This is a genomic window from Mycobacterium sp. 852002-10029_SCH5224772 (assembly GCF_001667315.1).
Classification (GTDB): Bacteria; Actinomycetota; Actinomycetes; order Mycobacteriales; family Mycobacteriaceae; genus Mycobacterium.
Map to the genome: position 1 here is coordinate 1 of NZ_LZHT01000031.1, position 12907 is coordinate 12907.

General features: G+C 66.6%; 10 protein-coding genes and 1 riboswitch. All 10 genes read right to left on the bottom strand.

Annotated elements, in window-relative coordinates; all coding sequences use genetic code 11:
• Window positions 1-470, bottom strand: a 470-nt coding sequence (locus A5775_RS07530; protein ID WP_156660606.1) for a PPE family protein, incomplete at its 3' end; no start/stop codon positions are given.
• A gap of 119 nt (window positions 471-589) precedes the next feature.
• Entirely contained in the window at window positions 590-1834 is a 1245-nt protein-coding gene (locus tag A5775_RS07535) for a PPE family protein (RefSeq protein ID WP_082952914.1), read from the bottom strand.
• 375 nt (window positions 1835-2209) lie between these two features.
• The gene (locus A5775_RS07540) at window positions 2210-2533 is read right to left on the bottom strand and encodes a DUF732 domain-containing protein (protein ID WP_067250081.1); all 324 of its coding nucleotides are present in this window, start codon (window positions 2531-2533) and stop codon (window positions 2210-2212) included.
• A 100-nt stretch (window positions 2534-2633) separates the two neighbouring features.
• Complete coding sequence (locus A5775_RS07545; protein WP_082952915.1) at window positions 2634-2960, bottom strand: DUF732 domain-containing protein; 327 nt, start codon at window positions 2958-2960, stop codon at window positions 2634-2636.
• A gap of 56 nt (window positions 2961-3016) precedes the next feature.
• Window positions 3017-4420: a PPE family protein gene (locus A5775_RS07550; protein ID WP_067250087.1), complete on the bottom strand. Its 1404-nt coding sequence runs from the start codon at window positions 4418-4420 to the stop codon at window positions 3017-3019.
• A gap of 68 nt (window positions 4421-4488) precedes the next feature.
• Complete coding sequence (locus A5775_RS07555) at window positions 4489-5748, bottom strand: PPE family protein (protein WP_067250090.1); 1260 nt, start codon at window positions 5746-5748, stop codon at window positions 4489-4491.
• A gap of 1061 nt (window positions 5749-6809) precedes the next feature.
• Window positions 6810-7979, bottom strand: a complete 1170-nt coding sequence (locus A5775_RS07560) for a PPE family protein (RefSeq protein ID WP_067250094.1) — start codon at window positions 7977-7979, stop codon at window positions 6810-6812.
• Between the two features lie 451 nt (window positions 7980-8430).
• Window positions 8431-8606: riboswitch (M-box (ykoK) riboswitch) on the bottom strand.
• A gap of 208 nt (window positions 8607-8814) precedes the next feature.
• Window positions 8815-10644 carry a type VII secretion system ESX-5 AAA family ATPase EccA5 gene (eccA5, locus tag A5775_RS07565; RefSeq protein ID WP_067250097.1) on the bottom strand — a complete coding sequence of 610 codons (1830 nt, stop codon included), beginning with the start codon at window positions 10642-10644 and terminating at the stop codon, window positions 8815-8817.
• Complete coding sequence (eccE, locus tag A5775_RS07570) at window positions 10641-11849, bottom strand: type VII secretion protein EccE (protein WP_067250099.1); 1209 nt, start codon at window positions 11847-11849, stop codon at window positions 10641-10643. The genes eccA5 and eccE overlap by 4 nt, the downstream gene beginning before the upstream one ends.
• Window positions 11850-11880: 31 nt before the next feature.
• Window positions 11881-12907 (bottom strand): S8 family serine peptidase (locus A5775_RS07575; RefSeq protein WP_156660607.1); only part of this gene is annotated, 1027 nt, incomplete at its 5' end.

The following is a 12907-nucleotide window of genomic DNA, read 5'->3' on the forward strand; positions in this document are numbered from 1 at the left end:
GCGCTGGCGTAGGCGTACATCGCGGCGGCGTCCTGCGCCCACATTTCCCCGTATTCGGCCTCGGTGGCGGCGATCGCGGCGGTGTTCTGCCCGAAGACGTTGGTTACCAACAGCGTTGCCAGCTGGAGGCGGTTGGCCGCGATCTCGGGCGGCGGCACCACCGCCGCAAAAGCCGTCTCGAAGGCGCTCGCCGCCGCCGTCGCTTGGACGGCCGCCGTCTTTGCCTGCGCCGAGGTGGCCGCCATCCACGTCACGTAGGGCGCGGCCGCGGCGGCCATGGCGACCGCCGACGGGCCGGTCCACGCCTCGTTGGCCAGGCCCTCGACGATCGAACCGTACGACGACGCCGTGGACTGTAACTCGGCCGCCAGGGCGTCCCACGCGGTGGCGGCCGCCAACATCGGTCCGGCCCCCGGACCCGTGTACATCTGGCCGGAGGTGATTTCGGGTGGCTGGAGCGCGAAATTCATCGCCGTGCCCTTCGGGTCGCCAAAGCGCTGGCAAACATCGCGTGAGTCGCCGGCGTGTGCGGCTGTGCCGCTACGTTCCGTTGGATCAATGCCATGTGAGGTGTCATGTCGAAGGCCCCTCAATCCGCCGGCACCACAATGATCGTGGCGGTGGTCGCGATGTCGTCGGCTGCCACTGCGGCCATGCCGGTAGTGCCGTTGCTGACGGTGCGCACGCCCGCGCCCGCGAGCGCGCGTCCGGCCACACTCGCCATGGCCATCTCGCCGAACATGGCCCCGTGCGACGTGGCGGTCATCGCCGGGACGGCGCCCAATCTCGCGCCCGGCAGTACAGAAGCGACCGTCTTCATCACGGGGGCGGCCGTGGCCCAGCCCTGCGGCACCGACAGGGAACCCACCAGGGTCGCACGACCCATCGACCCGGCTGCGCCCCCCACCTCCGGTGTCACCGCGGAGACGTAGCCGCCCCGCAGCGGCGCCAGCGGCGACAGTCCCCCGGCGATGTTCTTCCCACCGCCAAGCAGTTCGGCGACGCCCGGCACGTTTTGGGCTACACCTAAGGGCTGGAGGGCAAACAGGAACCAGCCGCCGGGCACGATGAGTGCCCCGATGGGGCTGTAAGCGCCGGTGACGGCGGCGAAAAAGGGCCGTAGCGCGGCCGTGATGGGGTAGATCGCTTCGATGATCGATGCCGCGGGTGTCGCCGCCGCGGCCGACGGGGCCGTTGCCAGGCCTTGCAGCATCGTCGGTGTCACGTTGATCAGCGCGGACAGCTCAGATTGGGTGTCGGACGCGGCGCTGTGCGCCATCGCTGCGGATTGCCGTGCCACCGCGGACGAATCGGTGGTCGGCGGCGGCTCGGTGAAAGGCGCCAGCTGGGTGGCCGCTGCCGACGAGGCGGCGTACGCGTACATCGCGACGGCATCCTGGGCCCACATTTCGGCATACTCTGCTTCGGCCGCCGCGATGGCCGCGGTGTTCTGGCCGAGGATGTTCGTGGCGATCAGCGTCATCAACAGGCTGCGGTTGGCGGCGATCACCGGCGGGGGCACCGTCGCCGCGAATGCGGTCTCGTAGGCTGCTGCAGCGAGTCTGGCCTGCATCGCCACCTGTTCTGCCTGGGCGGCGGACGCCGTTGCCCACGCCACGTACGGCGCGACCGCGGCACTCATCGATGTCGCTGCCGGCCCCAACCAGGACCCGACGGTCATGCCCGTGATCGTCGAGCTGTAAGCCGCTGCGTAGGAATGCAGTTCGGCTCCCAGCGCGTCCCATGCCGCGGCGGCGGCCAGCAGCGGCCCCGATCCGGCACCCACGTACATCCGTCCTGAATTGACCTCTGGTGGCAGCGCCCCAAAGTCCACCCGTTGCCTCCCGTACTCCTCTGGCGCAAGGGTAGGGGCGAATATGCGGCTAGCCCGCAATTGAGCTGCGGCTCAAATGGAATTCATGAAATTTGCCGGTGCAGCATATGTGTATTCCATGTGTCTGACCGGCGGTGCTCCTGGGCGTCCTTCGACTGAGAAGTTCTCAGGATCGGCATCCGCCCGCGGCGCAGGCGCCGATCCCACACTTCAATGGTTGCGAGCTGTTGGCGAATCGGTCACCGACGGCGTGACGCGCGATCGACCCGGCGGTGTCAGGCGGGATTGTGACTAACGCGAATTATGTATGCACGCACCGGTGTTCGGACGTGACACGCGCCGGTGCGAACGCGCGATCGCCACGTTGCCCGGAAGCTATCCTCTGTTAAGTTGCTGCGGGCAATAGTATTTCGCTGCGATCGCCAAGAACGATGTCGCGTGATCGTTGGTGAGTCCGGGGTTTTCGGTCTTCAATTCGTCCACCATTTGGGGACCCAGCTCGCCGTTACCCATCGACACGCATACGGCTTTGGCGAATTTTATCGCCCCATCCGGGGTGGCGTAGGTGATGCCTGCGCTGCGCAGCGACGCAAGAAAACCGGTCTCGTCGCCACCGGTTGCCCCCGGCTGGCCGTGCGCGAGCGGGGACAGACCGATCGCGGCCGAGACGCCGAGACCCAGCGCCAGCAGCAGTCTCATAACTGGCGATTGTCCCATGCCGCGGCGCCGCGTGCAGTGTCAGGCGTCGAGACCCAGACATGTTGAGCAACAATGTATTCAGCCTTGACCCGCCGACGTCTCACGCTTTGGAGAGCTGGTTGGGGCAGTAGAACTTCGCGGACAACACAGCGAAATTCGATGCCATCTCCATATCCATGCCGGGGTTGCGGGCTTTCACGTCGTGGACGACCTCCAAACCCGGTTCGCCGTTGTCCAAGCACGAGCACACCGCCCGCCCGGCGGCGACGGCCGAGCCCGGCGTGGCAAAGCTGAAGCCGGCTTGCCGCAGCGCCGCGACGAAGCCTCCGTCATCACCGCCCGGTTCCGGCCCAGGATCAGCGTAAGCCGGTGCGGCAAATCCGATCGTCGCGAACGCGCCGAGTAGCGCCAGTAGTCGTTTCATGATTCATCACCCTTCCGTTGTCACATGGCCGGTGGCGCGGACGCTGATTACCTTGTGCCCTATCCCAACTGAGCCTCCGGCGGTAGGACTGTGGCCTTGTTCGCCTTCCTCAGGTGCACCGCATGAATGCCGGGTTTCTTGGCCAGCTGCTCGAGCAGCGCGTCGAGGTTCTCCTGATCGACGTTGTGGTGCTGCACGCTTTCGGGCTTCTCCGAGATCTGTGCGACCAGGCGTTTCAGCTGTTCCGGTGATTGCTTGTCTTTGAGGTCCTTGATCGGAGCCATCCGGGTGCGGACGCCGCCGCGGACCACGGTGGGCCCCCCGGAGCCCAGCGCGCTGCCCAGCATCCCGGCCAGCCCCATCGAGCTGAACAGGCTTCCCTCGCCAAGCGCGGCCGCCGGCACGGCCTCGGTCCCGGCCGCCGACAGGGCGGCAGCGACGGTCCTGACCGACGGGGTGGCCGTGGCCCAGTTGGGCGGGATCGAGAGCTTGCCGACCAGGGTTCCGGCATTGCCCATGCCGGCGAGGGGGCTGATCGCGCTGTACAGGGTGCCGCGACCGAACCCCAGCGCCCCGAGCCCTGCGCCTAGCGCGTCTTTGGGCAGCGCACCGTACGCGACGGGCGGGGCGAACTTGAGCCACTGCGACAACGGAAAGTTGATCAGCAACCCGACGTCGTTGAACTGCGTGGTCAGACCCAAGGGCACCTTCACGGCGTTGTACATCGCCGTGTAGAAGCTCGCCCCGCCCGGCACGGTGTTGAAGAGATTCGTCATGAACGTTTGGTAGAAGTTCGCCAAGTTTGCGGCGCCGGAAAACAGGCCGCTGTAGGGCAACGTGGTAGTCGCTGCTGCCGCCGCGGTGTTCGCCACATTGGCGGCGGGGCTACCGGCGGCCGACGTCACCGCGGCCGCTTGCATCGGTTGGGCGGCCTCATTGGTGGTCTGGGGCGCCGGGCGGAACTCGGTCAATGTGTTGGAGGCGGTCGCCGACGAGGCGAAGTAGGTGTCCATCGCCGTGGCGTCCTGAGCCCAGAACTCGCCATATTGGGCTTCGTTCGCGGCGATCGCCGAGGTGTTCTGCCCAAAGATGTTCGTCGCCACCAATTGCGCCAGCAGGGCACGGTTTTCCGCGATCACCGCCGGCGGCACGTGTGCGGCGAATGCCGTCTCGTAGGCGGTCACCGCCTCGGTAGCCTGGGTCGCGGATTCGGCTGCGTGGACGGCGGTTTCCTGCATCCAGGTCACGTACGGGGCGGCCGCGGCGGCCATGGCAAACGACGACGGACCCAACCAGGGCCCGGCGGTCAGGCTCGAGATCACCGCCGCATAGGACGTTGCCGTGGACTGCAATTCGGTGGCCAGGCTCTCCCAGGCCGTCGCCGCGGCCACCAACGATCCAGCACCCGGACCGCTGTACATCCGGCCTGAATTGAACTCCGGCGGAAAGGCTCCGTAAAACATCTCTCGTACCCCTTACCTAGGCCTTCGGGCGGACAGTGCTTGGCTGCCATGCGGTTTGGTCATCGCGGTCACTCCTCGATGCAGGGGATGACGATGATGGTGGCTGCGGCCGGATCGGCCTCCGCGGCTACGCCGCCCCCTACGCCCGCCGCCGAGGCGACTCCGCCGACCGGACGGGTTGCGGCAGCGGCGACGGCGCGTCCGGCCAAGCTCGACAGGGCCATCTGGCTGAACGCGCCTTCCTCGCTGGCCAGCGCGGCGGGCGCCGCCGCCATGCTGGTCGGCAACCCCTGGGCGAGCATCCGGATCGCCGGGGCGGCTTCGGTCCACCCCTGCGGCACCGACATGCCGCCCACCAGAGCGGCCTTGCCGATCGTCCCCGACACCTGTCCCGCGCCGACCGCGGAACTGAGCATGGGCTTGACGGCACTGGCGCCACTGGTCAAGGGTGCCAACGCCCCCGAGATGGCTTTCGGCCCAGCCAGATACGCGGCAGCGGCCTGCCCGTTCTGCCCCCAGGCGTACGCCTGGCCGAACGACAGGAACGGTCCGCCGGGGATGCTGCTCCACGACTGCGGCGAATACACCCCGGTCAGCACGGACCAAAACTCGTTCCAGTTGGTAATGAAACTGGGCGTCGTCAGCTCGGTGGAGGTGGCTCCCGTCGAGCTGGCGTTAGTCAAGGTTTGTACCGCCGGTTGCATCGTGGTGCTCAGTTGGGACAGCTGCGACGCGGTGTTCGAGCTGGACTGCCCGCCGCTCTGGACGACCGCCGCGGCCTGCCTCGCCGCCGCCGAGTCGTTGGTGGTGCGTGGCGGTTCGGCGAACGGTGACAGCTGAGAGGCGCTCGCCGAGGACGCCGCGTAGGCATACATCGCGGCGGCATCCTGCGCCCACATCTCCATGTATTGGGCCTCCGTCGCGGCGATTGCCGTGGTGTTCTGGCCCAGAATGTTGGTTGCGACCAACGTCGCGAGCAGGGCACGGTTGGTCGCGATTACCGGCGGCGGCACGGTGGCCGCGAAGGCGACCTCATAGGCGCCTGCGGCGAGCTTGGCCCGGGCGCCCGCCTCCTCGGCCTGCGCGCCGGTGGCGTGCATCCACGCCACGTACGGAGCGGCCACCGCGGCCATCGCTATGGATGACGGGCCCGTCCACGGACCCGTCGTGAGCGTCTCAATGGTCGAGCTGTACGCCGCCCCCGCCGTCTGCAACTCCGCGGCCAATTCGTCCCATGCGACCGCGGCGTCGAGCAGTGGCCCCGATCCAGCGCCGACGTACATTCGCCCCGAGTTGTATTCCGGCGGGTATGCACCGAAATCCAACATCTAGGACCTCCTCTCGTGGCGGCTGTGGTGACCACGGCGTCGTAATCCCCGTCTCGACAAACTCGCCGCGCTAAGGACATTCGTGGAACCCGTTTTCAAATGTCTGTGCAGATTCCGTGCGTCGAAGACAGCAAGCGTCCACTCCCCTACTACAGACCGGGCCCCATAATTGACGAACAAATTACGAGCTAAGCGTCATTGCTATTCACTGACAAGGGTGCACGAAAGTTATTCAATCGGCGTTCCCGTCAGGTAAACTCAGGTAAAACATCGATGTCGGGGGCTTTCGGCCATGTGTGAGAATGGCTGGTGAATACGAGCAGGTTAGTGGCGTAAATCACTCGCCCTTACCCCTTTTAGCCCGGCTTCACCCGCGGGTTACACGGTCAACCGCGTCAAGCGGCCGAGTTGGCTGAATCAACCGGGTGGCGTGCATCGATATGGCAATTTCGTCTGAAATTGCACACACACAAATACGGGTTCTAAAAGTCTTGTATCTCGTTCACTCCCAACAACGCGTACGCAATATTTTGTCCTTGGAAAAACCGCTTAAGTGCGACATCATTGTCACGTACCACGCGTCCCACTCGTCCAATTCCGCAATTCCGCGGAATACGACTACGCTCAGCTGGAACCCGACGGCGCTGTCGGCGGTGGCCATATTGCTGCCCACGGACCACCGAATCGTCGGCCCATGGGAGTTGGCCCCTCGTAGATCAACACAAGTTGTCACCGAGCTCGAGTCGCCCCAAGGCCCACCGTTGCAAGCACTGGCGGCTGATCGTCACACCGGCCTCCTAATGTCTACTCATACGACTAGACGCGTCGAGCCTGCTGTGGCACTGATTAGCGACTGGTAGTTCCCTGTGAGTGGGTTTTCTTCACACACAACGACTTTCGAATGTGATATGACCCGATCGGCCAGAGATCGGTCCGGCGCCAGCGCCGCGAATTTATCCAATCGCCGATGTAAAGATCTGGGCTGCAGTGATTTTCCCGCAACAGGGCACGCATGTAGAACAGGACGTCGCCGGCCGGCGACTGCCGGCCCGCGACATTGGCTATCCGGCGGCGGGCGGGCGCACAACGAAGTTTGGCCGGAAACCGTACTGCGGCACGGCGCGTCCGAATCCCTGGCCGCCCATGCCGCCGAACGGTATCCCGGGCATGCCGGCCGCCATCGCCGGCGCCGGCGCCACCATCGGGGTGCCACCCAGCGTCGACGCCAACGGGCTGGCCACCGGCGCGGGCGGGGCCCAACTCGGCGGCACCGACAACGGACCGACCAGGGACGCCCGGCCCAGGCCCGCCGACACCGACGCCCCCGCATTGCCCATGCCCGCCAAACCCGACAGCCCCTGGGCGCCTGTCCCGATGCCCGTCGCCAGCGGCGCCCCGCTTGCCAGGTCGGTGAGGGCACCGGCGCTGGCGCCGATCAGCGTCGAACTCGTCACGGTCTGCACCACCTGGGCCGGATCAAGCGCGCCGGTCGACGTGATCGTGTTCCAGAAGTTGCTGTTCGGGTCCAGGATCGACGACATGCCCGATGTCGACGACGTCGACGATTCCGTCGGCGACGACAGGGTCTGCAGCGCATTGGGTACCGCGGTGTTCAGCTGCGACAACGTGGCCTGCTGGTTCCCCGCCGAAGTGCCCGCTGCCTGGGCGACCGCGGCGGCCTGCCGGGCTTGCCCGTCCTGGCTGGTGGTTTGCGTGGGCTCGGTGAACATTGTCAGGCGGGTCGCCGCAGCCGACGACCCGGCGTAGCCGTACATGGTCGCCGCGTCCTGGGCCCACATTTCGCCATACTGCGCCTCGGTGGCCGCGATGGCAGGCGTGTTCTGACCCAGAACGTTGGTGGCGATCAGCGTCGCCTGCTGCGCACGGTTTGCTGCGATCACCGGCGGCGGCACCGTGGCCGCGAATGCGGCCTCGTAGGCCGCGGCCGCGGCTTCGGCCTGGGCGGCGGCCTGCTCGGCTTGCGTCGCGGTGGTGCTCATCCAGGCCACGTACGGCGTCGCCGCGGCGGCCATCGCCGCCGAGGCGGGGCCGTGCCATTCCTCACTCGTCAGCACCGAGAGCGTTGACCCGTATGACAATGTGGCCGAACGCAATTCCGCGGCCAAGCCGTTCCACGCCGACGCGGCGACCAACATCGGGCCGGAGCCCGGTCCGGCATACATGCGGGCGGAGTTGATTTCCGGTGCAAGCATTGCGAAGTCCACGAACATTTTCGGGCCCTCTCCCCTAGTTCGTTGCGATCGTGTTGGCAATCGCCTGTGCCCTTGATATCTGGCACGCGGCGACGTCGACGCTGAATTGTGTTGCGGTTAAGGCAGATAAATGCACAGCCGCCACTGCTTCGCGCCGCGTCATGGCGCAGGACATCGGAGTTCTCCTCACAGAAAAGGACCGAACTCAGCCGTGATTCGCCAGTGCCGTGGCTCATTCCGCGCACACTCGCGCACGCACGCGTAAAGCGTTGGCGTGCGCGGGAATATGCGGAATGAGCCGATTCAGGCTACGAAACGTGGCCGGGGTCGGATCGCAACGAAATGCTCATCGATCTGGGATACGGACTATCACCGGAACTCATTTCGCTCTCACCTCCTCGCGGCCAGGGCATACGGGGATGCCATACGTCACACACGGGGAGAAGCACCCAACGCGAGAACCGTTGGGCGCGCACCCCTCTCGTCAGAGCTTCGGCACCACACGGCGTATCCGGTCGACCAGAGCCGGAAGCCACTTGGGCTCAACCCTTAATCCGGGAGGAGCTGTCCTGACCCTGGGCGTCTCTCGACGTTCGAGGTCAGTGGCCTATGTCCGTGCAGACGCCTCACCTAGCGAGGTGCTTGCACTGGCCATGGTGGCACTCGGGCTTCGTTGAGTCAAATTGACGTGCAACACAATCCCAACCATGCGCGGGCGCGTCACCCTGAAACCGGGCCCACCACTAGTTCGATGGTGGCGACCCGCTGCGCCCGGCTACGCCGCGCTGGCGATCACCACTAGTTCGATGGTGGCGACCCGCTGCGCCCGGCTACGCCGCGCTGGCGATCACCACTAGTTCGCCTTCTCGGCCACCGCTGCCTTGAGGCCCTCCGCGAGATCCTCGCGGGTTAGCTCCTTGAACCGCAGCAGCTGGCGCTCGCTGAACTCGGTCACGTCGCTGGCCAGGACCGCATCCAGGTCCTCGTCGTCCAGACGGAAACTGCGGTGATCCCGGGCCTTCTCCACCACGTTGCGCACGAAACCGGCGTTGCCGAGCGTATCGATGCCGCGGATGAGATCCCCGTCTTCCGAATATGTTTCGTCGAGATAGAACTTCGTGTATGACGGCAGCAGGGCGTGCGCCGATTCATCGGTGATGACGTCCTCGTTTTCCTGGCCCATCAACCGGGTCAGCGCGACGAGCTCGTCCGGGGTGTAGCTGAAGAACTCGATCACGGTCGAAAATCGCCGTCGCAGACCCTGATTCACTTCGAGCATCTTGTCCATGGCCTTGGCGTAGCCGGCGCCGAAGACGACCAGCTCGTCGCGATGGTTCTCCATGTACAACAGCAACGTGTTGATGATCGCGTTGCCGTAGGGGTCACCCTGCTGGTAGCCCTTCTCGTGCAGAGTGTGCATCTCGTCGAAGAACACCGCACCGCCCAGCGCGGCCTCGAGCATCTCCTCGGTGTTCTTCTCCGCGTCGGCCATGTACCGGCCCAACAGCTTGGTCCGGCTGGTCTCCACCACCACCGGTTTGCGCAGCACGGTCAATCCGCACAGCTGCTTGCTGAAAGCCCTTGCCACCGAGGTCTTTCCGGTCCCCGGAGGGCCGAGCAACAAAGTGTGGCGCGACGTCACGGGCACCGGAAGACCCATCTTGGCGCGCGCCAGGTTCACCTTCGTCGTCGACTTGATCAGCTTGATTTCCCGCTTGGCCCGGTCCATGCCCAGCATGGCGTTGAGCTCGGCGTCGCCCTCGGCCAGGTACTTAGCCGCCTCCTCGGCGTGGCGGGCGGCCTCCGCCTCCGCGCGCGTGGGCGCGCTGTCGGGGTCCCACGGGTCGGTACGGGCCTCGATCGTTTCCGGGTCGGTCAGGATCAGGCGATAGTTCGGGTTGTCCAGCGCTTCGCGGGCGGGGGTGAACTTCGGATCCCGCGAATAGACCCGCCGCAGCAACTCGACGGCCTCGTCCTCGCGCCCCAGGTGCCGCAGACACATGCCCTGGGTGTACAGGGCGATGTTGGCTGCGCCCGGTACCCGGTCGCCTTCGATGGCGTCCTGGCCGCGCCGCAGGGCCTCTTCGAACACTCCGAGCGAAGCCAGCGCCGTGGTGGCCATCGCCGCCCCCGCCGCCTTCAACTCGGGCTGGCGCCATCCCTTGCCCTCGCTGAATTGGTTGAGCACATCGGGCCACCGCCCGGTGCGGAAGTACAGTACGCCGCGCACATAGCTGACCAGCTCCTCCTCGACGGCCTGGCGCGGTTCGACGCCGTCGAGCAGTTTCGATGCTTCCGCATAGTGTTTGGCTTCGGCGAGCACCGCGGCGTACGCGCACGCCAGCGACTCCACGCTGGTCACCGCCAGCCGCAGGAACAGCCCGTCGGAGACCTCCGGGCGGAACTGCAGCTCGGTGACCCCGAGGCGGCGGGTCTCCCACCCGAACGTCCGGATCGACGACCAGGCGCCGGCGAGCACGTCGAGGCTCTGCTCCCCCGCGAGCATCCGCGCCAGCCAGGCGTCACACATCGACGGATCGAGGTTGGTCGCCGTGGTGAACATCTGGGATGCAACCTGCGGATTGTGGCTGGGTTGCAGCCCGTTGACCGATACGCCCGACGCCAACAGGCCGGCGACCATGGCGTTACGGGCGCCTTCGGCGGTGGATTGGGGCCTTGTCATTGCGCCACAGGGACGCCCGCCGGGCTCCCTCGCAGCTGATCGACGGACAGCGCGAGCTCATCGTCGTCGGCGCGCAACGGGCGGCTCGGCACGACCAGGAGCGTGCGGGCGGTCGGGGCCGGCAGGCTGGCTCGCACCGCGGCCAACTGACGGCCGGTGAGACGGTTGAGTCCCGACGATACGTTTCTGCGCAGCCGCTTCTCGGTGTGATAGCGCACCCACGCCGACACCTGCGGACGGCCGCCGCGAGAGGTCAGCCGAATGGTCAGCACGGTGGCGAACGTGTCGTCCTCCCACAGCTCCTCGAGCTTGTCGGTGGTGATGTCCGACGGTGTGAGCCACAAGCTCGTCACGAACCCGTTGAAATGCTTGAGGCGGCGCCATCCCGGGCGGCTCCAGGTCGGCTCCAGATCGGCCAGCACCGCGCGGTCCACCTCGGCGAGCTCCTCGGCGGTCAACGGCCTTGCCGCACAGGTCAGCCCGTCAAGGTCTTGGGCGAGCCGTTCGGTGGCCGCCACCAAGGTCGACGCCAGCGAATCGCGGGCCGCCACCGCGGCGACGTTGCGCTGCGGGTTCATCCGCAGCACCAGCCAGGTCCGGCGAACGTAGGAGCTGGGCTGATCGTTGGCCACCTCCCATTCCTCGGGGCCCCAATCGTCGAGCTTCGACAACTCGGCGGCGCCGGTGTCCGGGCCGCCGCGGCGCACCTTCACCGACACGATGTCGATGTCGTCGAGCTGAATGTCGAACTGGCGCAGCCCCGACGCGACGGCCTGCACCAGCAACGTGGGGCGCGACGACCGGTGCCGGTGGCGTGACGCCGCGTCGTCCTCGCCCCCGTTAATGGCGATCACCGTGACGAGCTGGCCCTGGTACTCGCGGACGCCGACCTTGTCGCGGCCGAATCTGCGTTGGTGATCGATGGCCGGGGTGCAGCCGGCAGCCAGCGCTGAGCCCGGATCGGCGGACCAGTCCCACAGCCAAGTCGCCAGCCCCGACGTCACCGTCAGGCCGTGGTAGGTGACCAGCGACAGCAGCGTGATCAGCACGGCCAGGCCGACCCCCACCCAGAACGCGATGCGGTAGGTGCCCTGCCAGGACTCCGGGCAGTGACTGGCCACCGCCATGATCACGACGTCGACCAGGAACACCGTGGTCAGCCGCGGCCACGACAACGACAACCCCAACCTGCGCTGCGACTTCATGAGTGTTGCTGCTCCGCCCCTATTGCTGTTCCTATTGCTGTTTGCGAGATCGCTTCATCAGCATCGCGGTACCGAACACCCCGCCGCCGATGAGCAACGCCACGAGCAGTCCTGCGGCGGCAACCCATACTGGCACCATATCCCGGGCCGGGGCCGGTTTCGGAACGGTCAGCGGCGCCGACAGTTGCTGCGGCGGCTTCACCGGACCGTCGGGTACGTCCCAGGTCAGTGCGGCGACCGGGTCGACGATGCCGTGGCCGACCTGGTTGTCCACGCCGCGAGCCGGCGCGCGCGCGGTGCGCATCAACCGGTTGATCACCTGATAGGCCGACAGCTGCGGGAACTTGGCGCGCACGAGCGCGGCCACCCCCGACACGATCGCCGCCGAGAAGCTGGTGCCGGAGGGAACCAGCAGCGTGTTGTCCGGCCCGTCGATCGCGTTGATGAGCCCGTCGTCCCGGGGCGACAGTCCGGCGACGTCCGTTCCGGGCGCGGCGATCCCCACCCACGGGCCGGCCACGCTCGTCGACGCCTGGCCCTGATTGCCCTGGCTGAGCGGGTGACCTCCCTCGTCGACCGCGCCGACCGACAGGACGTAGTCACTGAACCAGGACGGCGTCACGACGGTGGTGACGGCATTCCAGTTGCGAGGATCGTTGGGCTGCAACGGATCATGGGGTGGATTCTGCTTGCAGTCCTTTTTACTGGTGTCACCGGCCGCGGCCACGATGACGACGTTCTTGTCGACCGCCGCATATCGGACGGCGGCACCCAGCGCGCGCTGGTCGATGACGTTGCGCGCGCTCATGCACGTCACGTCGGAGATGTTGATGATCGACGCGCCCATGTTGGCGGCGTGCACGATCGCCCGCGCCATGGTCTGGACGTTGTCGATCTTCGCCGACGTCTGCGGGTCCTCGTCGCCGGTGTAGGCGTCCTTGAGACCGAAGGCCTGGCTGGATTGCCGGATCGCGATGATGTCGACATCCGGTGCGATTCCGCTGAACGCATCCGGACCGCCCTTGGGCGGCGCGGGTGGCGGCGGCTCTGGCGGCGGC